Consider the following 23,551-nt stretch of genomic DNA (forward strand, 5'->3'; position numbering starts at 1 on the left):
CTTTGCAGATCGCAGATGAGGACCCGCAAGAGACGACTGAGTGGCTGGAACTGGTAGCGGATTTGTCGGACGACGACATCTGGGCCCTGGCCCGTGGTGGTCACGATCCTGACAAGGTCTACGCCGCTTATGCCCAAGCCGCACGTAACAGCCATGGCGGGCCGACCGCAATTCTGGTGAAAACCGTGAAGGGTTTTGGTATGGGCGAGGCCGGTGAAGGCCAGAACATCAATCACCAGCTCAAGCAAATGAGCGCGGATGCCGTGCGTGCTTTCCGGGATCGTTTCCTGCTACCTGTTTCGGACGAGCAACTGGAAGCCTTGCCTTATCTGCGCCCCGAGCCAGGCAGCCCGGAAGCGGTTTACTTGCAGCAATGTCGTGCTGCTCTGGGCGGTTTTGTGCCATCGCGCAGAACTTCCGTTCCGGCCTTGGCTGTTCCCGCACTGGACAGTTTTGCCGCACAGTTGAAGGGTACGGGCGAGCGTGGTCTGTCCACGACCATGGCCTTTGTGCGTATTTTGAGCACCTTGTTGAAAGACCCGGTGCTGGGCAAATTGATTGTGCCCATCGTGCCGGATGAGTCGCGCACCTTCGGGATGGAAGGTCTGTTCCGCCAGATTGGTATCCACTCTTATTTAGGGCAGTTGTACACGCCACAGGATGCTGGCCAGTTGAGCTATTACAAAGAAGCCAAGGACGGGCAGATCTTGCAGGAAGGCCTGAATGAGTCCGGGGCAATCTCCTCCTGGATTGCAGCAGGCACGGCCTACAGCAATCACGGTGTGCCCACGATTCCGCTCTTTTGACCCCACCTTCTCCTATGAGCTGGCCGTGATCATGCAGGATGGTGTTCGTCGCATGTATCAGGATCAGGAGGACGTGTTCTATTACATTACCGTGCTCAATGAAAACTACCCGCATCCCGAGATGCCGGAAGGGGTGGAGCAGGGCATTATCAAAGGGCTGTATCTCTTGCAGGCGGGACCGCAGCAAAAAGCCAAGGCCCCGCGTGCGCAGTTGATGGGCAGTGGCTCTATCTTGATGGAGGTGCTGGCTGCCGCACAGTTGCTGCAAGAGGACTTTGGTGTGGCCAGCGATGTGTGGAATGCGCCCAGCCTGAACCAACTGCGTCGTGATGGCCTGGATACGGAGCGCTGGAACACCTTGCACCCGGAAAGCGAGCCGCGTATCCCTTATGTGCAGTCTTGCCTGGAAGGGCATGCAGGCCCGATTGTGGTTGCCACGGATTTGAAGTGGACCGGCACTTTATCGTGGTCTCGGCCTTGAAGGCCTTGGCCGACGAAGGTTCGGTGCCACGCTCGTTGGTTAGCGATGCTTTGCAGCGCTATCAAATCAATCCGGAAAAGACCAATCCCATGAAGCCTTGAGTCTTGCCAGTCCGGTCGTCTTTTTGGGCAAATGGCGACCGGCGGCGGGACACCAGCCAGCAAAGGGTGTGATGGCTTGATGTCTCCCCCGGTCAGGTCAGCTCTTTGCTGGCTGGTCCCTTTTCATGGCGGCGAGTCCGCCATTTTTCTCCATCAAATCTTCATCATTCTGTGCCACAGTGCGGCATGGATTATTCAATTTCTCTGGCCCGCCTGGCGGGCCTTGCTATCTCTGGGGTCGTGGGCAGCCAGGCTTATGCTCAAGCGCAGCCACATGAATTGGCGCGTGCAGATGGCAGCACCATTCATTATTACGTCCAGCCTGCCATCGCCCCTCAAGAAGGTGTGCATGAGCTGCTTCTGATTGTGCAAGGCTCGGATTGCAATAGCGTGGCGCACAAGAAAGTTGTTTGGGAAGCCCTGGCCAAGGCTCGTCCACAAGCCCAGGTGCTGGCGGTGGAAAAATATGCGCTGACGGCCGCGCTGCCTGATAGCGACGATCCCGAGCGTAGCGACTGCCCGACAGACTATATTCAGCGCGACCAGCCCCAACAGCGTGTGGCTGATCTGGAGGCGGTTTTAAAACAGCTGCAAAGTCAGACCCGCTATGACAAGCTTTTTGCCTTGGGTGGCAGCGAGGGAGCGGTGATTGTTCATTTGCTGGCGGCCCAGACTTCGCATCTGGATGCGGCCATCAGTTTTAATGGCGGCGGGCGCTGGTTCCAGGATGATGTGCTCTATAGCGCCTCGATCCAAGAGATGCCGGCTGCCGACAAGCAAGCCATGCTTGATGGCTTGGGCGAATTTTTGAGGCAGGCCAGGGCCGGCCTGGATACTCGGATGAGCGGACATGGACGTGATTGGTGGCGGCAGATGCTGAATCTGGATCAGGCCGAGGTGCTGCGACGGATTGCTATCCCCACTCTGGTGATTCAGTCCGGGCGCGATACCTCGGTCTCGCCGCAAGCCACTGCCCAGATGGTGGCACAGGTGGATAACCCGCATGTGGTGTGGCGCAGCTATCCCGATCTGGATCACGTCATGACGCAGGCCGATGGCAGCTCGGCCATGCCCCAGGTCGTGGGCGACATTGCCCAGTGGTTGAGCCAACTCAACACTGACACCCCTTAAGTCTTTTGTATGGTCGATGACGTGATGATTTGCCGTCATTGCCCTTTTTATATTGGAGTAGTGAATGAGCAAGATAGTCTTGCGCGCTGCAGTGCCTGATGACGCCCGCGAATGCCTGCGTATCCGGGGACTGACTCGTGAAAATGCTTTTTCTGAAGAGGATCTTGCCGCCTTGGGAATTACCGCCGAAAGCTGGGCCGCAGGTATTGAGGATGGTAGTTGCCCCGGCTATGTGGCCCTGGTCGATGAGCAGATGGCTGGCTATTGCTTCGGTGAAAGCGAGACCGGCGAGATCATGGTGCTGGCGCTGTTGCCCGACTATGAAAGCCTGGGTCTGGGCCGTCGTTTGCTGACCCAGATGATGCAGGATTTGCAGGGGCGTGGTTTTACGCGCCTGTTCCTGGCTTGTAATAGTGATCCTCAGGTGCGCTCCTATGGTTTTTATCGTCATTTAGGCTGGGCCGAAAGCGGCCAGCGTGATGAGCTCGGTGACGATATTTTGGAATATCACTTTGCTGATTAGGTTTGGATCTGTGTGTGGCCCTTTGTCCGGCAGCCGATACGCTAAGTTTGCGCCAAGGTATAAAAAACGCCCCAAAAGCCTGTGGGCTTTTGGGGCGTTTTATTTGGCTGTGCCGTTCAGGCCGCCTGGGATCTTAGACTGATTGAGCGCTTTGCAAAGCCTGAATGCGTGCAGCGATAGGGGGGTGGGAGGCGAAGATCGCACTGATCGAACGACCACCCGAAATACCGGAGGCTTCAAAGTTCTTGGGCAGTTCGCCAGGAGCCATGCCGCCCAGACGGGCCAGCGCGTGAATCATGGGCTGACGCGAACCCAGCAACTGAGCGGAACCGGCATCAGCACGGTACTCACGCTGACGCGAGAACCAGGCCACGATGATGGAGGCCAGCACGCCAAAAATCAGCTCAAACACAAAGACCGAGGCGTAGTAACCCATGCCCACGTCGCGATCATTGCGCAGTAGCACGCGGTCAACAAAGTAGCCGGCCAGACGGGCCAGAAAGATCACAAAGGTGTTCACCACGCCTTGGATCAGGGTCAGGGTGACCATGTCGCCATTGGCAATGTGGGCAACTTCGTGGCCGAGCACCGCCATGACTTCTTCTTCGGTCATGCCGCGCAGCAAGCCGGTGGACACGGCGACCAGAGCATCATTCTTGAAAGCGCCGGTGGCAAAGGCATTGGGCTCGCCTTCGTAAATGGCCACTTCGGGGCGGCCAATACCGGCACGGTCGGCCAGTTGGTGCACGGTATCGACCAGCCAGGCCTCTTCGGCATTGGCGGGGGCATTCGGGTCAATGACACGGGCGTTCACGCTTTGCTTGGCCATCCATTTGCTCATCAGCAAGGAGATAATGGCGCCGGTAAAACCGACCAAAGCCGAGAAGATCAGCAATTGAGTCAGGTCCAGACCTTGCGCGTTCAGGTAACGTCCCACACCCAAAATATTCATGGAGGCGCTGAGCACCAGCATGACGGCCAGGTTGGTGATTAAGAAAAGGACAATTCGTTTCATGAATGCGGATTCCGGTGTAACAGAAAAAATCGTGATCGTGAGAACACGATCTGCGCGAATTTTAGCCTTGATTCCAGGCGTTAAAATAAAATATTCAGCTTTTAGTCAGCTTTCGGGCAAGATAGTTTCTTGCGCCGAGGTTCTTGCTGTTGCGTAAGTGGTCTGGATATGGGGTTACCGGTCCACTTTTACAAGGTGGGGAGTATAGTAGTGGCTTTCCCTTATTACTGAACCTGGTTTGATCACATGCAGTCATTATGGATGCTGGTAGCCTGCGCCATGTTTGCCATTATGGGGGCCTGTGTCAAAGTGTCCGCCGATGCCGGGGCGTCGATGGCGCAAATTGTTTTGTTCCGGGGTGTGCCCTCGGTTCTTCTTCTGGTGTTCTGGGCTAAAAGCCGTGGTTTGAGGCTGGCTCCTCAAAGCTGGAAACTGCATATCCGGCGTAATGTCTCCGGGGTCAGTTCCATGTGGCTGGGCTTTCTGGCTCTGGCTAATCTGCCCTTGTCCACCGCGGTCAGCCTGAACTACACCGCTCCCTTGTTTATTGCTTTCTGGATGCTTGCCTGGGGTGGCACCCAGCGTGACCCTGTGCGTCTGATTGCCGTGTTGCTGGGCTTTATGGGCGTGATCGGTGTCCTGCGCCCCAGCATTACGCCAGACCAATGGTGGGCCGCCATGCTGGGCCTGTGTGCCGGCGCCTTGAGCGCGGTGGCCATGATGCAGGTACGTGCCCTGGGGCGCTCTGGCGAGCCGGAATGGCGCACCGTGCTGCTGTTCTCCTGTTTTGTCGTCTGTTCCAGCCTGGTTGGACTTTTGTGGGAAGGCTGGCGCGAGCTGAGCTGGCGCGCGTGGCTGGCCTTGCTGGGCGTGGGCCTGTCCGGTTTGTTCGGGCAATTGACCATGACGCGCGCTTTTGGCTTGGGCTCGGCCTTGTTGACCGCAGCCTTGCAATACACCACCATTATTTTCGCCGCCCTGATTGGCATTGCTTTCTGGGGTGATGTGCCTGACTGGTTAGCCTGGGCAGGTATGGCATTGATTATTGGGTCTGGTCTGTTGTCGGCCTGGCGTACCTACAGCGAGGATCGTATCTTGCGAGGTCAGGCCGCGACAGCGGAGCAGGCTCCCGTCAAGGAGGCAGAACGTGTTTGAATTTCTGATTAGCGCAGAGCAAGTCCAGGCCAATCTGAATAATTCGGAGTGGCTGATTCTGGATGTACGCCATGATTTGGCCGACCATCAGGCAGGACGACGCGCTTACGAACAGGGGCATATTCCGGGTGCCATGTTTCTGGATCACGAGCTGGATCTGGCGGCACCCAAGACGGGTCTGAATGGCCGTCATCCTTTGCCCAGCCGTCAGGAGCTGGCGCAGCTTTTGCAGAAAAACGGCTTGCGTGATGGTATGCAGGTCGTGGTCTACGACGCCCAAGGTTCTGTATTCGCCAGCCATATGTGGTGGATGCTGCGCTGGTTGGGGCATCCTCAAGTCGCCATTCTGGATGGGGGCTGGCAGGCCTGGCAGCAGTTGGGCGGAGCCGAAGAAAGCGGCCCGGCCAAGCCTGTACCAGCAGCTGCTAAATTGAGTGTGCCTGAGCAGGCTGCCATGCCTACTGTGCAGACCGAGCAGGTACTGAAAAACCTGTCCAAACCTATCTTTACCGTATTGGACGCACGTGCTGCCGAGCGATATCGCGGTGACGTGGAACCGATGGACCCGGTCGCAGGTCATATCCCCGATGCGCTTAATCGGTCGCATCTGAATAATCTGGGTGAACAGGGGCGTTTCAAACCGGCCGATCAGCTGCGCCAGGAGTTTCAGGACTTGCTGGGAGCGATTTCGGCAGAGATGGTTGTGCACCAGTGTGGTTCCGGTATTACAGCTTGTCACAATCTTTTTGCCATGGAGTTGGCCGGTCTGTCTGGCTCCAGCATTTATCCCGGCTCCTGGAGTGAATGGGTGAGTGACGCCAGCCGACCTGTTGCGCGCAGCTAGTTCAATGCCCTGAGTTTCTGGTGCTGAGAAAGCCGCTCCGGAGCGGCTTTTTTGCTGTGGAGCGGTCCCAAAGTAGAAAGTACTCCTTGGGAAGGGCAGCAAGCCGCCGCCTCCCGTACAATGCCACTTCCAATTGGGTCTCAGCCAGTCCTGACGGCCCTCATTGATCAGGAATAGTTATGGTTAAATCTCGCGATGATAATCAAAGCGCCCAGGCGCCAGCCCAGCAGGATTTCGAGTCCGCTCTGGCACAACTGGAAGCGCTGGTCGCTCGCATGGAAAGCGGGGCATTGCCGCTTGAGCAGGCTTTGCAAGCTTACGAGCAGGGCGTGGAGTTAGCCCAATTGTGTCAGCGCAAGCTGGACCTTGCACAAGAACAAGTCAGCGTATTGCAAGGCAATCTGCTGCGCCCCTTGTCCGGGGATGAAGCTGTTGGAGATAGTTAAGATGAGTTCTACCAGTTTTTCTGATTGGCTGCAGGCGCGGGTTGAGCAGACTGAGACCGTACTGGAACAATTGCTGCCCCCTGTCAGCCAGGAACCTGCTCGTTTGCACGAAGCCATGCGCTACTCCGTGCTGGGTGGTGGCAAGCGCGTGCGCGCTGCCTTGGTGTATGCCGCCGGTGAGGCTGCCTTGCAAGGCAAGCCTATGGCCGCTGCCCAATTGAAAGCATTGGAGTTGGCAGCGGCGGCGGTGGAATTGATCCACGCCTACTCGCTGGTTCACGACGACTTGCCGTGCATGGATGACGACAAATTGCGTCGTGGTCGCCCAACCACTCATGTTCAGTTTGATGAAGCGTGCGCCATGCTGGCTGGCGATGCCTTGCAACCCTTGGCCTTTGAGTTATTGGCACAAATGCCGATTGCCCCTGCGCTGATTGTGCAAGCCATTACCCAGTTGGCGCAGGCCGCTGGCAGTGCCGGTATGGCCGGTGGTCAGGCTATTGATTGCGCCAGCGTGGGCATTGCCCTGGACCGTGATCAGTTGCAAGAGATGCACAGCATGAAAACCGGCGCCATGTTGCAAGCCAGCGTTTTGCTGGGTGGTATTGTGGCGGGTGCTTCCTCTACCGTGCGTAATGGTTTGGAAGAGTACGCCCAGGCTGTGGGTCTGGCCTTCCAGGTCGTGGACGATATTCTGGATGTGACGGCTGATACCGCCACGCTGGGCAAGACGGCTGGCAAAGACGCCGCCGATAACAAGCCCACCTATGTCTCCATCCTGGGTATGGACGGATCGCGCGAGTTGCTCGGTGCTCTGAATGAGCAGGCCCAGTTGGCCTTGCGTCCTTTGGGACCTGCTGCGGCACGTCTGACACAACTGGCTGATTACATCGTGGGTCGCAATCATTAAGCGACGCGGGCCTGTGCTACTTTGGCACAGGCCGCGAAGCGTTTTACAATAGCCGATTGGCGATTGTTTTTAGACAGTCGTTTCACTTATTTGCCCGGATAGACGTCTTTAGTATGACAACCGTTTCCCTAGAGCAGATCCAGTCTCCCGCCGACTTGCGCCAGCTTGATCAACGTGATCTTCCCGAGCTGGCACGACAACTGCGCGAGTTTGTTCTGCAATCCGTATCCAAAACCGGTGGGCATTTGTCGTCCAATCTGGGCACGGTTGAATTGACCACTGCCTTGCACTATGTGTTCGAGACTCCCCACGACCGTATCGTGTGGGATGTGGGTCACCAGTCCTATCCGCACAAGATTCTGACAGGCCGCCGCGATCAGATGAGTGGTTTGCGTCAGCAAGATGGCATCTCCGGTTTTCCCAAGCGCTCCGAGTCCGAGTACGACGACTTTGGTACGGCGCATTCCTCAACCTCGATTTCCGCGGTACTGGGGATGGCCGTGGCCTCGCGCAATGCCGGGATCGAGCGTCAGCACATTGCCGTGATCGGTGATGGCGCGATGACGGCCGGTATGGCGTTTGAAGCCCTGAACAATGCTGGTGTAACGCCCGATGTAAATGTGCTGGTGGTGTTGAACGACAACGACATGTCGATCTCGCCGCCGGTGGGCGCCTTGAATCATTATCTGGCTCGCCTGATGTCGGGCCGGTTCTACGCCGCTGCCAAGAATGTAGGCCGTACTGTCTTGCAGCATGTCCCGCCTGTGCTGGAACTGGCGCGCAAGTTTGAAGGCCACGCCAAGGGGATTCTGTCTCCGGCCACGCTGTTTGAAGAGCTGGGTTTTAACTACGTGGGCCCGATTGATGGTCACGATCTGGATGCGCTGGTCTCTACCTTGAGCAATCTGCGTGATCTGGGTGGTTTGCAGTTCCTGCATGTGGTGACCCGTAAAGGGCAGGGCTACAAGCTGGCTGAAGCCGATCCGGTGCTCTACCACGGTCCAGGCAAATTCGATCCTTCTGTGGGTTTGGTCACGCCTACGACCAAGCCGCGCCCTACCTTTACACAGATTTTCGGTCAGTGGTTGTGCGATATGGCCAGGCAGGATCAACGTCTGTACGGTATTACTCCCGCCATGCGTGAAGGCAGTGGCATGGTGGAGTTCGAGCAACAATTCCCCCGTCGTTATTTTGATGTGGGCATTGCCGAACAGCACGCCGTGACCTTTGCCGGTGGCTTGGCCTGTGAAGGGCAGAAGCCGGTTGTGGCGATTTACTCTACCTTTTTGCAGCGCGGCTACGATCAACTGATTCATGATGTAGCCCTGCAGAATCTGGATGTCACTTTTGCGCTGGATCGCGCCGGTATTGTGGGCGCAGACGGGGCAACGCATGCCGGTAATTACGACATCGCCTTTCTGCGCTGCATTCCGAACATGGTGGTGGCCACGCCGTCGGACGAAAACGAAACCCGCTTGTTGCTGACCTGTTGCTATCAGCACCCAGGGCCCAGCTCGGTGCGCTATCCGCGCGGAGCGGGTATCGGTGCTGAAGTGGATCAGGAGCTCCATACCGTGCCGCTGGGCAAGGCCAATCTGCGCCGTCAGGGCAAGAATCTGGCCATTCTGGCTTTTGGTCCCGTGTTGCACGAGGCGCTGAAAGCAGCCGAGGTTCTGGATGCCACCGTGGTAGACATGCGTTTTGTAAAACCTATGGACGAAGCCTTGCTGCAAGAGCTGGCACAAGGCCATCAGGCATTTGTTACCGTGGAAGAGGGCTGTTTGATGGGGGGCGCAGGCAGTGCGGTGCTGGAGTTTGTCAGTCGTGAAGCGCTGGTGATGCCGGTATTGCAACTGGGCTACCCCGACGAATTCATCGACCACGGCGATCAGAAGAAAATTGCTCAGGATCTGGGTCTGGATGCCGCCGGCATCGAGCGCTCCATTCGTGCACGTTTCTCAAGTTTGCTTGAGGCGTGAGGCAATTTCTGCACAGTTTAGGGTTTAAATACCCCAATATGCGCGTTCTTATTAAGGTTATCGAACCTCGTGTGCGATAAGCGTAAGATAATAATTCATTATTGTTTTTATTTACGGTTGCGGCTCTGTCGTAGCTGAACCTGATGGATATGAATACAGTGTCGGAATCGCCTTTGGCCATGCCAGATGTGCAAAGCAGCACGGATACACGCCGTGTTGCGATTCAGCGCGTGGGTGTGCGCGGGGTGCGGCATCCGATGATGCTGGACCTGCAGGGGCAGGCCGTGCCCACCGTGGCGCAATGGGAGTTGACGGTGGCCTTGCCGCCCGAAGAAAAAGGCACCCATATGTCGCGCTTTGTCGCTTTGCTGGAAGAGTACCGCCGTCAAGCCATGACGCCCGCCGGTTTTGTGCAGATGGCCCAGGCCATGTTGCCTTTGCTCAATGCCGGACGTGGCGACATGACAGCCACCTTCCCCGTTTTCCTGGAAAAAGTGGCGCCCGTATCCGGTGTGGCCAGCCTGATGGATTACACCGTCAGCTGGACAGCACGTGTCGGTGTGGATGCCCAGCCCGAATTTGAGTTGTCCGTACTGGTTCCGGTTACCAGCCTGTGCCCGTGCTCCAAGGCCATTTCGGAGTACGGTGCGCATAATCAGCGCTCGCACGTTACCGTGCAGGCCGTGTTTGCGGATCCGGCTACGCTGGACTTGCCTACGCTGATCAAATCGGTTGAAGAGCAGGCGTCCTGTCAGCTGTGGGGCTTGCTCAAGCGCACTGACGAAAAGTACGTTACCGAATACGCGTACGACAATCCCAAATTCGTCGAAGATCTGGTGCGTGATGTAGCCGTCAGCGTGCGCAGCTTGCCCGGAGTGTTGCGTTATAGCATCGAAGCCGAGAATTTTGAGTCGATTCATAATCACTCTGCCTACGCAAGCGTGCAGGGCTAAGGCTTTTGGCTTGTCAGTCAGCCTTTCTTGGTGCTAGTATCTATGGTTTCTTGCTCGACCCGGATTGAATGGGCGGGCTGTCGCGCTTGGTGCCTGACTGGTTTTACAGCGGGTAGTAGGCGATATCCACAAGGAGTTGTTCCATGCGTCACTACGAAGTAGTGTTCATTGTGCATCCCGATCAAAGCGAGCAAGTGCCCGCCATGATCGAGCGCTATTCGGCGATTGTTACTTCCGAAGGCGGTGCTATTCATCGTCTGGAAGACTGGGGCCGCCGTCAACTGGCTTACCCAATCCAGAAACTGGTCAAGGCTCACTACGTGTGCCTGAACATCGAATGCGGTCAGTCCACCCTGGACGAGCTGGAGCATTCCTTCCGCTACAACGACGCTATCTTGCGTTACCTCATCGCTGGCACGAAGAAAGCCCCTGAAGGCGCTTCGGTCATGATGAAGTCCGTCGAACGCGAAGAAGCACGTAAAGCAAGTACTGAAGCCAGCGCTCCTGCAGCCGCTGAAGCCGAAGCTCAAGCTGAAGAGTAATAGCTCCGACTACGTGAACCAGTTCTCTCTTGCCGGTCAGCTTGTCGACATTAAGCCCTTGCGTTATACGCCGGCTGGTGTCCCAGCTCTGGAATTGGTCCTGGAACACGAATCTTCCGTAATGGAAGCCGGTCACTCCCGGCAAATCGCTTTGACGATGCAGGTAGTGGCTTTGGGAAATAATGCATTGGGTCTGGCAGACACTCCTTTGGGAGCCCGTTTGCAGCTACAAGGTTTTATTGCCCCAGCCCGTAAAGGTTCGACGCGTCTGGTGCTGCATGTACAGCAATATCAGCGTCACTTTCCGGGACAAGGCTCTGTTACGGTTTGACTGGTCTGGCTCGATCGTCGCGAAGTGTTCAACACCTCGCTTCACACTGAATTCTTCCGGGTATAGCCCGGTTACTAACGAGGCACAAAATGGCTTTCCGTAGAGGCAAAGACAAAAAACGCAAATTTGCACAACAGAACCCACTGTTCAAGCGCCGCAAATTCTGCCGCTTCACCGTCGCTGGCGTTGAAGAAATTGATTACAAAGATCTGGACACCCTGCGTGATTTCATCCAGGAAAATGGCAAGATCATCCCTGCACGTTTGACGGGCACCAAAGCTCACTACCAGCGTCAGCTGGACACCGCTGTCAAGCGCGCTCGTTTCCTGGCTCTGTTGCCGTACACCGACAACCACAAATAATCCAGAGGAACCTTAGTCATGCAAGTTATTTTGCTCGAAAAAGTCGCCAACCTGGGTAATCTGGGTGACGTTGTGCGCGTACGTGATGGTTACGCCCGTAATTTCCTGCTGCCACGCAAAGTTGCTCGCCGTGCTACGGCTGCCGCTCTGCAAGAGTTCGAAGCACGCCGTGCCGAACTGGAAAAGCTGCAAGCTGAAAAGCTGGCCGCTGCTCAGGCTCAGAACGAAAAGTTGAACGGCCAAGCTTTCACCCTGGTTCAAAAAGCCGGCGTGGACGGTCGTTTGTTTGGTTCCGTGACCACCATGGACATCGCCAATGCATTGCAAAATGCCGGCTTTGCCGACCTGGTCAAGACTCAGGTTCGTCTGCCAGACGGTCACCTGAAAGCCATTGGCGAGTACCCCGTTCAGGTTGTTCTGCACCCTGACGTGATCGCTGAAATCAACGTTGTGGTTCAAGGCGACGTAGCCTAAGACTAGCGCGTTGACGCATGGTACATTCTTTCATGGAGTGTATCTGCCAAGCTCAAAAAAGCCGGTGCAAGCCGGCTTTTTTGTTTTCTCTTCATTCTGTTTGAAGAGAGCCAGCACGCCTGCGGCGTGACTGTATTGCCGCATTCGGTCCTGTCAGCCCAGCACGCTGTTGAGCCTGACTGTTCTGACCCCAGATACACATACTGTTCAAGCCCGCACAACACATTCTGTTGGCTGCGGCGTCGATTTTTTTCCTTGATTTGAAGGTATATGCATGGAAAGCAAGTCAGCCAAATCCGATTCAACGCTGGATTACCTCAGGGTCCCGCCTCATTCCATTGAGGCGGAGCAGTCGGTGCTCGGTGGCTTGTTGCTCGATAATGCCGCGTTTGACCGGGTGGCCGATATTGTCACCGACGAGGATTTTTATCGGTTTGATCACAAGCTGATCTGGCAACACATTACCCGCTTGATTGGTCTGGCCCGTCCTGCTGACGTCGTCACGGTCTTTGAGTCCCTGTCGGTTGCAGGCAAGCAGGAAGAGGTGGGTGGGCTGGCCTATTTGAATGCGCTGGCTCACAACACGCCATCGGCTGCTAACATTCGTCGCTACGCCGAAATCGTGCGCGAGCGTTCCACTCTGCGCAAGCTGGTCACCGTGGCTGATGATATTTCCTCGGCCGCCTTCAATCCGCAGGGCAAGGAGGCCCGGCAGATTCTGGACGAGGCGGAAACCCGTGTGTTTCAGATTGCCCAGGAAGGGGCGCGTGGCTCGCAAGGCTTTCTGGAAATCCAGCCCCTGCTAAGCCAGGTGGTGGAACGTATTGACGAGCTGTATCACCGCGAAGGCGACTCGGAAGTAACCGGGGTGCCAACTGGCTTTATTGACCTGGACAAGATGACGTCAGGCTTGCAGCCAGGCGACCTGGTGATTGTGGCGGGTCGTCCTTCCATGGGTAAAACTTCGTTCTCCATGAATATTGGCGAGCACGTTGCGATTGCCCAGGGTTTGCCCGTTGCCGTGTTCTCCATGGAAATGGGCGCGGTACAGTTGGCCATGCGTATGGTCGGTTCGGTCGGTTTGCTGGACCAGCACCGTATGCGTACCGGCAAGCTGACAGCCGACGATTGGCCACGTCTGACACATGCCGTGCAGCAGGTGCAGGAGGCCCAGATTTACATTGATGAAACGCCCGGCCTGTCGTCCATGGAAGTGCGTGCACGGGCTCGACGTCTGGCACGACAGTGTGGCCAACTGGGCTTGATCATCATCGACTACTTGCAGCTGATGTCCTCAAGCGGTGGCGAGAACCGGGCAACGGAAATTTCTGAAATCAGTCGTTCCTTGAAAGGTCTGGCCAAAGAATTGAATTGTCCCTTGATTGCTTTGTCGCAGTTGAACCGAAGCCTGGAGCAACGGCCCAACAAGCGCCCAGTGATGAGTGACTTGCGCGAATCCGGCGCTATTGAGCAGGATGCTGACTTGATCTTGTTTATTTACCGTGACGAGGTCTACAACCCGGACTCGCCCGATAAAGGCACGGCTGAAATTATTATTGGTAAACAGCGTAACGGTCCTATTGGTTCGGTTCGCTTGACCTTCGCCGGAGCCAGCACGCGCTTTCTGGATTACATGCCCAATTAAAAAGCACAGTGGCTGCTTCAGTGCGCGGGCTTGTGAGGCCGTTTGCCAGATGTCAGGACAAAAAAGAGGCATACCTTGGTATGCCTCTTTTTTATTCATCGTTCAGCGTGTATGGGTAGTCAGGCGAGGAGGTTTGTCGTTCTCTTAGTTTTCACTCCGGGCCGCCAGCCGTTTCGCCAGCCATGCACACACCAGTAGCTGCCACTGGTGAAACAACATGATCGGCAAGATGATAGGCCCGACCATGGCACTGGGGAAAATGACATTGGCAATCGGGATGCCGCTGCTCAGGCTTTTATTGGAACCACACATCAGCAGGCTGACACGGTCCTCAAAAGAAAAGCCCAGCCAGCGCCCCAGGTTCCAGGCCAGCACTTGCGCCAAGGTCAGCAGAACGGCGTTGGACAGCACAATCAGTCCCAAGGCACTCAATGGGGTGGAGGACCACAGACCGCCCACCACCGCGCCTGAAAAAGCCGTATACACCACCAGCAGAATCGAGCCTTGATCCACGACTTTCAGTAGTTGCTGACGCTTCATGACCCAGGCCCCGATCACGGGACGCAGCATATGCCCGAAGACAAAGGGGAAAAATAGCTGCAGCATGATCTTGCCCACCGCCTCCAGCGACACGGTGGCCTGGGCGCTGGTGGCACCCGCCAGCATGATGCCGACCAGCAAGGGAGTGATGAACACGCCCAGCAAGGTGGAGGCCGAGGCGCTGCAAATCGACACCGGCACATTCCCTCTGGCCATTGCGGTCAGCGCCACGGCAGACTGCACGGTGCTGGGCAGGCAAGCCAGAAACAGTATTCCCAGGTACAGATTGTCGGTTAGCCAGGGACGCAGCACAGCCGCCACGCCGCTGCCCAGAATAGGGAAGAGCACAAAGGTGACGGACAGAATCAACAGGTGCAAACGCCAGTGGGACAGGCCGCCCCAGATAGCCTCACGAGACAGGCGGGCACCATGCAGAAAGAACAGCAGGGCAATCGCGATCTGCGTGATGTGTTGGAACAGAGGCACGCCCCAACCTTGGGCAGGCAGCAGACTGGCAAGTGCAACCGTGGCAAACAGCTTCAGCAAAAACGGGTCAATCGGTAAGCGCTTGATCATGCTTGATGCGCGCTCATGGAAAGAGCCATACGGTAGGCATAGCCCAGGGAGGAGGCATCAGCCTTGCCCTGTCCGGCAATGTCGTACGCGGTGCCGTGGTCGACACTGGTGCGGATAAAGGGCAGGCCCACTGTCACGTTCACGCCTTCGTCCAGACCCAGCAGCTTGATGGGAATCAGCCCTTGGTCATGGTACTGGGCCACCACAATATCGAACTCCCCTTGGCGAGCCCGCATGAAGATCGTGTCGCCGGGCCAGGGGCCGCTGGCCTGGATGCCTTCGGCGCAGGCTTGTTCAATGGCCGGTGTGATCTGCTCAATATCTTCAGAGCCGAATTTGCCACTCTCACCGGCATGGGGGTTCAAGCCTGCCACCGCCACACGGGGCTTGGCGATCCCGGCCTGGGTGCAGGCCAACTGTGCCAGCCGGATGGTTTGCAAGACGCGTTCTTTAGTAATCAGGGAGGGGACACGGGCCAGCGGTTCGTGAATGGTGACCAGAATGGAGCGCAAGTGTTCGTTAGCCAGCATCATGGCGTAGTGCTCGGTGTGGCTGCGCTCGGCCAGAATCTCGGTGTGGCCAGGGGCATCGATACCGCCTTTTTGCATGGCCAGCTTGTTCAGTGGGGCGGTGACGATGGCACGGATCAGACCGGCTTGGGCATCATCAATAGCGTGGCACAGGTATTCGTAGGCGCCGCGTCCGGCCTGAGCGTTAACTTCGCCATAGGGCAGATCGTCGGGCAGGGCTTGCCAGCGATTCAGGACGGCAATGAGCCCCTTGGGTGTGCAAACAGGCTGCTCCACCTCCTCGACGTGCCAGTCCTGGTCGGCGCCAATCAGTGTCAGGGCACGGCGCAGCGCACCCGCATCGCCATAGACTACGGCGGGGTGGGGCAGGCCTTCAACAATCAGGCGGGCAATAATTTCCGGGCCTATGCCAGCGGCATCGCCCATGGTAAGCCCGATGGGCTGTGCAGTACGTTTCATAACAGTCAATAAAAATCCCCCACGCTGCGTCTTTGCTGTGCTTGTTGGCCTTGATGCAGCCTGGCGGTAAAAAAAAACCGGGTCCTGGACCCGGTTTGAGTGAGTAGCGATTCGGTTTAGAGTGCGTCGCTGGCGTAGTCGGCCAGACGGGAGCGCTCACCACGTTGCAAGGTAATGTGGCCTGCATGCGGCCAGCCTTTGAATCGGTCTACTACGTAGGTCAGCCCCGAACTGCCCTCGGTCAGGTAGGGCGTGTCGATCTGGGCAATATTGCCCAAGCAGACAATTTTAGTTCCTGGACCGGCGCGCGTCACCAGTGTTTTCATCTGCTTGGGCGTCAGGTTCTGCGCCTCGTCGATGATCAGGAACTTGTTCATGAAGGTACGACCGCGCATGAAGCTCAGGGATTTGACCTTGATCTTGGAGCGCACCAGTTCCATGGTGGAGTTGCGCGGAGCCTCGGTGCCTTGTGGGTTGTTCAGGTTGCTGGAGGACTTGCCGGTGCCCAGGTGCAGGACTTCCAGGTTGTCTTCCAGCGCACCCATCCAGGGCTGCATTTTTTCTTCCTCGGTACCGGGCAGGAAGCCAATGTCATCTCCGACAGGCACGGTGGCACGGGTGATGATGATCTCGTTGTAGCGCTTGGTCTCCAGGGTTTGGGTCAACGCACTGGCCAGGGCCAGCAGCGTTTTACCCGTACCGGCATGGCCCAGCAGGGAGACGAAATCAAAATCCGGGTTCATCAACAGATTCAGGGCAAAGTTCTGTTCGCGGTTGCGAGCCGTAATGCCCCAGACGTTGTTCTTGCCGTGACTGTAGTCGCGCAAGGTGGCCAGTACGGCGGTATTGCCAGCGGTTTCGCGTACCTGGGCGTACAAGGGATCGTCGCCTTCGGTAAATACGAACTGGTTGACCATGAACTGGCTGCACAGCGGCCCGCTGATGCGGTAGAAGGTGGTGCCACCCTGTTGCCAGGACTCCATGTTCTTGCCGTGCTTGGTCCAGAAATTGTCCGGCAAGGGCATGACACCGTCATACAGCAGGTCGGAGTCATCCAGAACGTGATCGTGGCGGTAGTCTTCGGCCAGCAGGCCCAGTGCCTTGGCCTTCAGACGCATATTGATGTCTTTGGACACCAGCACCACTTCGCGTTTGGGCATGCTCTGGGTCAGGGCATTGACCACGGCCAAAATGGCGTTGTCCGCCTTGCCCAGCGGCAGCTGGATAGGCAGGGTGGTATCCAGAGCGCTGGTCTGGAAGGTGACGGCGCCACGCGCTTCGGTATTGCCGATGCCATCCAGATTGATGGGCTTGTCCAGACCATGATCGCCCACCAGACCTTCCAGGGAGCGGCTGACCTGACGCGCATTGCGAGCCACTTCAGACAGGCCCTTTTTCTGGTGATCCAGTTCTTCCAGCACCATCATGGGCAGGAAGATGTCGTGCTCTTCAAACTTGAACAGCGAATTGGAGTCGTGCAGCAAGACGTTGGTATCCAGCACAAACAATTTGCGCTGGGTGGGGGCCAGACGGGTGCGTTTGCTGGCTGCGCCGGCGACAGGCTTGGGGGGCTGGGCAGGGCTGGCGGCAGCGCTTTTGCTGGGAGCTGCTTTGGCCACACTGGCGGGCGCAGGCGCTGCTGCGGGGGCCGCGGGCGCCGTTTTGACGGGCGCAGGCTTTTTGGAGCGTGGCGTAGCAGCCGCTTTGCTGGTGGCGGCTTTGGGGCTGGCGGGGGGAGTGTCGGGTTCGTCTAGTGGTACGGGTGGATCGGCAAGGATGACACTGTCATCTTTTTCGCTAAGCAGGGTTCCCAGCTTGGTGGGCAACGTTGGTAGCGGCATATAACACGTACTCCTGGTTGTGTGCCGACCTGCAAGTCGGCACGGTAAGGTTTCAGGCGGCTTGCTGAACAGCCTGTAATACAGCTTGGACGTGGCCGGGCACTTTGATGCCACGCCATTCTTGAATCAACACACCTTGGGCGTCGATCAAAAAGGTGCTGCGCTCGATGCCACGTACCTGTTTACCGTACATGTTTTTCATTTTCATGACCCCAAACAGTTCGCACAAGCGCTCTTCGGTGTCGGCAAGCAAAGGGAAAGTCAGGGCTTGCTTGTCGATAAAACGTTCGTGCGAACTGAGCGAGTCGCGCGAAACGCCAATGATTTGTGCGCCTGCAGCCTGAAATTCGGGCAGGGCATCGCGGAAATTCTGGGACTCGGTGGTGCAGCCTGGCGTGTTGTCTTTGGGGTAAAAGTACAACACTGTCATTTTTCCTTTCAGGTCAGCGGCGCTGAACTCGCCCTGGGTGGAGGGCACGGAAAAGTCGGGGATGGGGGCACCAATTTGTAGGGCTGTCATGCTTTTTCCTGTATGAGTAAGGCGGCGACAACTTTGCGGCCTTCGGACATGAGGATATTGTAAGTTCTGGCGGCGGCCTGGGTATCCATGATTTCCACACCTATGCCCCACTGCAGCATTTCCTGCGTGACAGCCGGGTGCAGAAAGTGTTGGCGCTGGCCAGTCCCAATCAAGATCAATTCGGGGGCGTTGTCAGGGCGCGCCGGTGGGGCGTCGTCCAGAAAGGCCATGGGGTCTTGCTTGACCGATTCCAGTCCGGCAATCCGGCGCAGCAACGGGGCTGTCAGCTCGGTTGCGCTTTGAATGGCCAGGTCCTGCACAGGACCTTCAGGGCTAAAGAAGATGGAATGATCGTGGTTTTGAAAGTTGATTGCCACATAGTCCTCACCGTAAGCGGTGATGGCATTCATGGCTGGATTGTGTTCGCGTTGCAGTTGCACGATGAGTCTCTCCCGTTACAGGGTCGATGATAGCGCAAAGAGTCAGGGACGATGCGGCACCTGATCTGTTTGCAGTGATTCTCAGTAAGTCAATCATGGATTAAACTCTTTGATTTACTTCGCACCTTTTGGTTTGGGTCTTCGCTGTTTTCTTCTCAAGGAATGTCATGATTCGCTTTCCGCGCATCGAGCGTTTGCCGCCTTACGTGTTCAACATTACAGGCGAGCTGAAAATGGCCGCCCGCCGTCGTGGCGAGGACATTATCGACATGTCCATGGGGAACCCGGACGGCGCGACACCGGCGCACATCGTGGAAAAGCTGGTCGAGGCGGCCACCCGCCCGGACACTCATGGTTATTCTGTCTCCAAAGGCATTCCGCGTCTGCGCCGAGCCGTGACCAATTGGTACGAGCGCCGCTACAATGTGCACTTGGATCCTGATAGTGAAGCGATCGTTACCATCGGTTCCAAAGAAGGTCTGGCCCACTTGATGCTGGCAACCCTGGACAAGGGCGACACCGTTCTGGTGCCCAACCCCAGCTACCCGATTCATATATATGGTGCCGTCATTGCCGGCGCGAATATCCGTTCGGTGCCCATGGTCCCCGGCGTGGACTTTTTCGAGGAAATCGAAAAAGCCGTGCGGGAGTCCATTCCCAAGCCCAAAATGATGATTCTGGGTTTTCCCAGCAATCCGACGGCCCAGTGTGTGGAACTGTCCTTTTTTGAGCGTATTGTGGCGCTGGCACGCGAGCACAATATTCTGGTGGTACACGATCTGGCCTATGCCGACATTACCTTTGACGGCTACGTGGCCCCCTCCATCATGCAGGTGGAAGGTGCGCGCGATGTCGCAGTCGAGTTTTTTACCATGAGCAAAAGCTACAATATGGCCGGCTGGCGTATTGGCTTCATGGTGGGGAACGAGTCCTTGGTCAATGCCCTGGCACGTATCAAGAGCTATCACGACTACGGTACCTTCACACCGATTCAGGTGGCCGCCATTGCGGCGCTGGAAGGACCACAAGATTGTGTCAGCGAGGTGGTGGAGCAGTACCGCCGCCGTCGCGACGTATTGGCCAAGGGCCTGCATGAAGCAGGCTGGATGGTCGATGTCCCCAAGGCATCAATGTATATCTGGGCCAAGATTCCCGAGTTCTACAAGGACATCGGTTCGCTGGAGTTTGCCAAGCGCTTACTGAGCGATGCCAAAGTAGCCGTATCCCCCGGCATCGGCTTTGGTGAGTATGGCGACAACTATGTGCGCTTTGCGCTGATCGAAAACGAGCAACGTACCCGTCAGGCGGTACGCGGCATCAAAGAAATGTTCCGTAAGGACGGATTTGTTCAATGAGTCCTATCAAAGTAGGTTTGCTGGGTTTGGGTGTGGTTGGCAGCGGCACCTGGAACGTATTGAAACGCAATGCAGATGAAATCGCTCGCCGCGCCGGTCGCCGTATTGAGGTGGTCGCTATTGCTGTGCGTGACCTGGAAAAGGCACGCGCGCTGGTGGGGGACGAGGTGACCCTGACCACAGACGGCATGGATGTGGTGCGCAACCCCGAGATCGATATTGTGGTCGAGCTGGTGGGTGGCGACACCCTGGCACGCGAGTGGGTCATGGAAGCCATTGCCCAGGGCAAGCACGTGGTCACCGCCAACAAGGCGCTGCTGGCCAAGCATGGCAACAAGATTTTTGCCGCTGCTCACGAGCGTAGCGTCATGGTGGCCTTCGAAGCCGCTGTGGCCGGTGGTATTCCTATCATCAAGGCAATTCGCGAAGGCCTGACGGCCAACCGTATTCAGTGGCTGGCCGGCATTATCAACGGCACCACCAACTACATCCTGTCCGAAATGCGCAACCGTGGTGTCAGCTTTGCTGAAGCCCTGGCCGATGCCCAGCGTCTGGGTTACGCCGAAGCCGATCCTACTTTCGACATTGAAGGTGTGGATGCTGCGCACAAGCTGAGCCTGCTGGCCTCCCTGGCCTTTGGTATCCCCGTGCAATTTAGCAAGGCTCACGTGGAAGGCATTACCAGCCTGGCACTGGAAGACCTGCAACACGCACAACGCCTGGGCTACAACATCAAGCTGCTGGGTATTACCCGCGCCCGTGAAGAAGGTATCGAACTGCGCGTACACCCCACACTGGTTCCACTGCAAAGCATGCTGGCCAATGTCCAAGGTGCCATGAACGCGGTGCTGGTGCATGGCGATGCCGTGGGCCAGACCGTGTACTACGGTGCCGGTGCCGGCGCCTTGCCCACCGCCTCGGCGGTGGTGGCCGACCTTGTGGATGTGACCCGTCTGCAAACGGCAGAACCGGAACATCGCGTGCCTTACCTGGCCTTCCAGCACAACGCCATGTCCGATACGCCCATCCTGCCTATGGATGAAGTGGTGTCCTCGTACTACCTGCGTTTGCGTGTGGATGACCGTCCTGGTGTTCTGGCTGATGTGGCTCGCATTCTGGCGCAAGCCTCGATCTCGATCGGTTCCATGTTCCAGGAGCCAGCCGGTGAACAGGCTGACATCATCTTCCTGACGCATGAAGCGCGTGAAGGTGCCATCAATGGTGCGATCAGCCAGATTCAGAATCTGCCTTTTGTTCAGTCTGCCGTGACCCGTCTGCGCGTGGAGAACCTGTAATGAATTACATCTCTACTCGTGGCGGCATGAAGGCCCAGCCATTTTCGGACATCTTGCTGGAAGGCCTGGCTCCGGATGGCGGTTTGGCCATGCCAGAGAGCTACCCTCAAGTCAGTGCAGAAACGCTGGAGTCCTGGCGCGCCCTGAGCTACCCCGAACTGGCCGCCAAAGTGCTGGGCCTGTTCGTCACCGATATTCCGGCTGATGAACTGTCCGCCTTGACGGCACGTGCTTATGCCCCCGGCGTGTTCGACAGCGAGCAGGTGGTACCGGTCAAGGAACTGGAACCCGGTTTCTCCTTGCTGGGCTTGTCCCAAGGCCCAACTCTGGCTTTTAAAGACATGGCCATGCAGTTCCTGGGCCAGGTTTTCGAATACGTGCTGACACAGCGCAACAGCACCTTGAACATTGTGGGTGCCACGTCCGGCGACACGGGTTCGGCGGCTGAATACGCCTTGCGCGGCAAGCGTGGCGTCAGCGTGTTCATGCTCTCGCCTTACGGTCGCATGAGTGCTTTCCAACGCGCTCAGATGTACTCCTTGCAAGACGAAAACATCCATAACCTGTCGGTGAAAGGTGTGTTCGATGATTGCCAGGACATCGTCAAGGCCTTGGCGGGTGATCTGGAGTTCAAGTCCAAATGGCATTTGGGCGCCGTGAACTCCATTAACTGGGCACGTATTTCCGCTCAGGTGGTGTACTACTTCTGGGGCTGGCTGCGCAGCACGAACCAGGCGGGTCAGAAAGTCTCTTTTGCCGTTCCTTCGGGTAACTTCGGCAATATTCTGTCGGGCCACATTGCTCGTCAGATGGGGCTGCCTATCGCCAAGCTGGTTCTGGCCACCAACGAAAACAACGTGCTGGAAGAATTCTTCCGCACCGGTATTTATCGTCCCCGTGGTTCCGAGCAAACTTACGCCACGTCCAGCCCATCCATGGACATTTCCCGCGCCTCCAACTTCGAGCGCTTTGTGTTTGATCTGCTGGGCCGTGATGGTAGCAAGGTCAAGGCATTGTGGGAGCAGCTGGCCAAAGAAGGCCAATTCGACCTGAGCGAGCATCTGCCACGCTTCCAGGAAGAGTTCGGCTTTGTGGCTGGTGCCAGCTCGCACCAGGATCGTCTGAACACCATTGCTCAGGTGAACAAGCAGTACCAGACTCTGATCGACCCGCACACGGCAGACGCCGTCAAGGTGGCTCAGAACTTCCGCGAAGAAGGCATCCCCATGCTGGTGCTGGAAACCGCGCTGCCTGCCAAGTTCTCCGAGACAATCGAAGAAGCGATTGGTCAGCCCGCTCCGGTGCCTGCGCACCTGACCGGTCTGGCAGACTTGCCACAGAAGGTGGTGGTGATGGATTCGGATGTAGCTCAAGTACGTCGCTACATCGAGGAACACGCCCCAACCTGATGCCCGCTACCTGCGCTAGCTCCGGGCTGGCGCAGCCATAGCGGCTAGGTAGTAGTTTCAAACCCCGATTTTGATATTCCTGCTGGCCTGACTGATGTTCAGTTTGCTATGCAGGAAAGCAGAAATCGGGGTTTTTGCGTTTTTGGCCGGTTTTGCCGCAAGACTGGTCGGGCTGCGGTTTTGCAGCCAACTGAACTTTTTCTATCAGGCCTTCATCAAAAACACACGATATGCGGGCATGATGTCTATGGCCTTTGGTATAGGCAGATAGGCGGCTCGTCTATCGAACATAGAGAAAGGATAGAAAAATCATGAGTAAAACGACTCACGTTAAATTACGCCCGCTGGAGCGCGAAGACTTGCGCTTTGTGCATTTGCTGGACAATAACGCCAGCGTGATGCGCTACTGGTTCGAGGAACCTTACGAAACCTATGGCGAGCTGGCGGCTCTGTACGATGAGCATATTCACGATCAGCGTGAACGTCGTTTCGTTGTGGAGTGGGAAGGGCAGCCGTCCGGCGTGGTGGAACTGGTGGAAATTGATTATGTACACCGCCGGGCAGAGTTCCAGATCATTATTGCGCCGGAGTTCCAGGGCAAGGGCATTGCCTCGCGGGCGACCAAGCTGGCTATCGAGTACGGCTTTGGAGTGCTGAACCTGTACAAGATCGTGCTGATTGTGGACAAGGAAAACCACAAGGCCATTCACATTTATCAGAAGTTTGGTTTTCAGGTGGAAGGCGAGCTCAAGCACGAGTTCTTCATTAACGGCCAATATCGGGATGTGGTGCGCATGTGCCTGTTTCAATCGGAGTTTCTGGCCGCTCATAAGCCTGCGCAGACTTTGCTGACACCGTCGGCACAATAGTGTTTTGCCTCAATAGCGC

At 56.8% G+C, this 23,551-nt stretch carries 25 protein-coding genes and 1 pseudogene; 20 read left to right on the forward strand and 6 right to left on the reverse strand.

The genetic code is table 11. The features are described from left to right. Positions 1 to 32: 32 nt before the first annotated feature. The 4 genes and pseudogenes from ACU6HM_RS11405 to ACU6HM_RS11420 form a co-directional block, all read left to right on the forward strand. Positions 33 to 1,212: pseudogene (locus ACU6HM_RS11405) on the forward strand (transketolase-like TK C-terminal-containing protein); the annotation flags it as partial. 41 nt (positions 1,213 to 1,253) lie between these two features. After that, on the forward strand, positions 1,254 to 1,388 hold the full coding sequence (locus ACU6HM_RS11410) for a hypothetical protein (protein ID WP_446763822.1): 135 nt from the start codon (positions 1,254 to 1,256) through the stop codon (positions 1,386 to 1,388). A 186-nt stretch (positions 1,389 to 1,574) separates the two neighbouring features. Then, positions 1,575 to 2,519, forward strand: a complete 945-nt coding sequence (locus ACU6HM_RS11415) for a serine aminopeptidase domain-containing protein (protein WP_446763823.1) — start codon at positions 1,575 to 1,577, stop codon at positions 2,517 to 2,519. 64 nt (positions 2,520 to 2,583) lie between these two features. Beyond that, positions 2,584 to 3,042, forward strand: coding sequence for an N-acetyltransferase family protein (locus ACU6HM_RS11420; RefSeq protein ID WP_446763824.1), 459 nt, complete (start codon positions 2,584 to 2,586; stop codon positions 3,040 to 3,042). Positions 3,043 to 3,175: 133 nt separating this feature from the next. On the opposite strand, the gene htpX is transcribed toward ACU6HM_RS11420, so the two are convergent. After that, positions 3,176 to 4,057: a protease HtpX gene (gene htpX / locus ACU6HM_RS11425; RefSeq protein WP_009457574.1), complete on the reverse strand. Its 882-nt coding sequence runs from the start codon at positions 4,055 to 4,057 to the stop codon at positions 3,176 to 3,178. Between htpX and ACU6HM_RS11430 the strand changes: the two genes are divergently transcribed. The 12 genes from ACU6HM_RS11430 (at position 4,056) to ACU6HM_RS11485 (ending at position 13,698) form a co-directional block, all read left to right on the forward strand. Next, on the forward strand, positions 4,056 to 4,214 hold the full coding sequence (locus tag ACU6HM_RS11430) for a hypothetical protein (protein WP_446763825.1): 159 nt from the start codon (positions 4,056 to 4,058) through the stop codon (positions 4,212 to 4,214). The two genes, htpX and ACU6HM_RS11430, sit on opposite strands and share 2 nt — an antisense overlap. Before the next feature lie 89 nt (positions 4,215 to 4,303). Beyond that, a complete protein-coding gene (locus tag ACU6HM_RS11435; RefSeq protein ID WP_250756911.1) occupies positions 4,304 to 5,212 on the forward strand; it encodes a DMT family transporter in 909 nt (302 codons plus the stop codon). Next, the gene (locus tag ACU6HM_RS11440; RefSeq protein ID WP_446763826.1) at positions 5,205 to 6,056 is read left to right on the forward strand and encodes a sulfurtransferase; all 852 of its coding nucleotides are present in this window, start codon (positions 5,205 to 5,207) and stop codon (positions 6,054 to 6,056) included. The genes ACU6HM_RS11435 and ACU6HM_RS11440 overlap by 8 nt, the downstream gene beginning before the upstream one ends. A 179-nt stretch (positions 6,057 to 6,235) precedes the next feature. Beyond that, positions 6,236 to 6,502: an exodeoxyribonuclease VII small subunit gene (locus ACU6HM_RS11445; protein WP_003802451.1), complete on the forward strand. Its 267-nt coding sequence runs from the start codon at positions 6,236 to 6,238 to the stop codon at positions 6,500 to 6,502. Between the two features lies 1 nt (position 6,503). After that, positions 6,504 to 7,412 carry a polyprenyl synthetase family protein gene (locus ACU6HM_RS11450; RefSeq protein ID WP_022983568.1) on the forward strand — a complete coding sequence of 303 codons (909 nt, stop codon included), beginning with the start codon at positions 6,504 to 6,506 and terminating at the stop codon, positions 7,410 to 7,412. Between the two features lie 113 nt (positions 7,413 to 7,525). Continuing rightward, positions 7,526 to 9,391 carry a 1-deoxy-D-xylulose-5-phosphate synthase gene (gene dxs / locus ACU6HM_RS11455; RefSeq protein ID WP_022983569.1) on the forward strand — a complete coding sequence of 622 codons (1,866 nt, stop codon included), beginning with the start codon at positions 7,526 to 7,528 and terminating at the stop codon, positions 9,389 to 9,391. A gap of 149 nt (positions 9,392 to 9,540) precedes the next feature. Then, positions 9,541 to 10,344 (forward strand): GTP cyclohydrolase FolE2, encoded by an 804-nt coding sequence (folE2, locus tag ACU6HM_RS11460; RefSeq protein ID WP_022983570.1) that lies wholly within the window; start codon positions 9,541 to 9,543, stop codon positions 10,342 to 10,344. 143 nt (positions 10,345 to 10,487) lie between these two features. After that, on the forward strand, positions 10,488 to 10,886 hold the full coding sequence (gene rpsF / locus ACU6HM_RS11465) for a 30S ribosomal protein S6 (protein ID WP_009457573.1): 399 nt from the start codon (positions 10,488 to 10,490) through the stop codon (positions 10,884 to 10,886). Between the two features lie 13 nt (positions 10,887 to 10,899). After that, positions 10,900 to 11,217, forward strand: coding sequence for a primosomal replication protein N (priB, locus tag ACU6HM_RS11470; protein ID WP_009457572.1), 318 nt, complete (start codon positions 10,900 to 10,902; stop codon positions 11,215 to 11,217). Between the two features lie 89 nt (positions 11,218 to 11,306). Next, positions 11,307 to 11,579 (forward strand): 30S ribosomal protein S18, encoded by a 273-nt coding sequence (gene rpsR / locus ACU6HM_RS11475; protein ID WP_003802444.1) that lies wholly within the window; start codon positions 11,307 to 11,309, stop codon positions 11,577 to 11,579. Between the two features lie 18 nt (positions 11,580 to 11,597). Beyond that, positions 11,598 to 12,053 carry a 50S ribosomal protein L9 gene (rplI, locus tag ACU6HM_RS11480; protein ID WP_009457571.1) on the forward strand — a complete coding sequence of 152 codons (456 nt, stop codon included), beginning with the start codon at positions 11,598 to 11,600 and terminating at the stop codon, positions 12,051 to 12,053. A 274-nt stretch (positions 12,054 to 12,327) separates the two neighbouring features. Further along, complete coding sequence (locus ACU6HM_RS11485) at positions 12,328 to 13,698, forward strand: replicative DNA helicase (RefSeq protein WP_009457570.1); 1,371 nt, start codon at positions 12,328 to 12,330, stop codon at positions 13,696 to 13,698. 144 nt (positions 13,699 to 13,842) lie between these two features. On the opposite strand, the gene ACU6HM_RS11490 is transcribed toward ACU6HM_RS11485, so the two are convergent. From ACU6HM_RS11490 to ACU6HM_RS11510, 5 genes are all read right to left on the reverse strand, one after another. After that, positions 13,843 to 14,814 carry a bile acid:sodium symporter family protein gene (locus ACU6HM_RS11490; RefSeq protein ID WP_022983571.1) on the reverse strand — a complete coding sequence of 324 codons (972 nt, stop codon included), beginning with the start codon at positions 14,812 to 14,814 and terminating at the stop codon, positions 13,843 to 13,845. Beyond that, positions 14,811 to 15,803: a 4-hydroxythreonine-4-phosphate dehydrogenase PdxA gene (gene pdxA, locus ACU6HM_RS11495; protein WP_009457568.1), complete on the reverse strand. Its 993-nt coding sequence runs from the start codon at positions 15,801 to 15,803 to the stop codon at positions 14,811 to 14,813. Before pdxA ends, ACU6HM_RS11490 begins: the two co-directional genes overlap by 4 nt. A gap of 116 nt (positions 15,804 to 15,919) precedes the next feature. Then, the gene (locus ACU6HM_RS11500; RefSeq protein WP_022983572.1) at positions 15,920 to 17,644 is read right to left on the reverse strand and encodes a PhoH family protein; all 1,725 of its coding nucleotides are present in this window, start codon (positions 17,642 to 17,644) and stop codon (positions 15,920 to 15,922) included. 52 nt (positions 17,645 to 17,696) lie between these two features. After that, entirely contained in the window at positions 17,697 to 18,164 is a 468-nt protein-coding gene (locus ACU6HM_RS11505) for a peroxiredoxin (RefSeq protein ID WP_009457565.1), read from the reverse strand. Continuing rightward, positions 18,161 to 18,604: an Mth938-like domain-containing protein gene (locus tag ACU6HM_RS11510; RefSeq protein ID WP_009457563.1), complete on the reverse strand. Its 444-nt coding sequence runs from the start codon at positions 18,602 to 18,604 to the stop codon at positions 18,161 to 18,163. The genes ACU6HM_RS11505 and ACU6HM_RS11510 overlap by 4 nt, the downstream gene beginning before the upstream one ends. 167 nt (positions 18,605 to 18,771) lie before the next feature. Here ACU6HM_RS11510 and alaC point away from each other — a divergent pair, with 167 nt between their 5' ends. The 4 genes from alaC (at position 18,772) to speG (ending at position 23,532) form a co-directional block, all read left to right on the forward strand. Continuing rightward, positions 18,772 to 19,959, forward strand: a complete 1,188-nt coding sequence (gene alaC, locus ACU6HM_RS11515; protein ID WP_026484343.1) for an alanine transaminase — start codon at positions 18,772 to 18,774, stop codon at positions 19,957 to 19,959. After that, on the forward strand, positions 19,956 to 21,254 hold the full coding sequence (locus ACU6HM_RS11520; protein ID WP_022983573.1) for a homoserine dehydrogenase: 1,299 nt from the start codon (positions 19,956 to 19,958) through the stop codon (positions 21,252 to 21,254). The genes alaC and ACU6HM_RS11520 overlap by 4 nt, the downstream gene beginning before the upstream one ends. Continuing rightward, a complete protein-coding gene (gene thrC, locus ACU6HM_RS11525) occupies positions 21,254 to 22,663 on the forward strand; it encodes a threonine synthase (RefSeq protein ID WP_009461628.1) in 1,410 nt (469 codons plus the stop codon). Before ACU6HM_RS11520 ends, thrC begins: the two co-directional genes overlap by 1 nt. Positions 22,664 to 22,974: 311 nt before the next feature. Then, the gene (gene speG, locus ACU6HM_RS11530; protein ID WP_009461630.1) at positions 22,975 to 23,532 is read left to right on the forward strand and encodes a spermidine N1-acetyltransferase; all 558 of its coding nucleotides are present in this window, start codon (positions 22,975 to 22,977) and stop codon (positions 23,530 to 23,532) included. The last annotated feature ends 19 nt before the right edge of the window (positions 23,533 to 23,551 follow it).

This window comes from Alcaligenes sp. RM2, assembly GCF_052931795.1.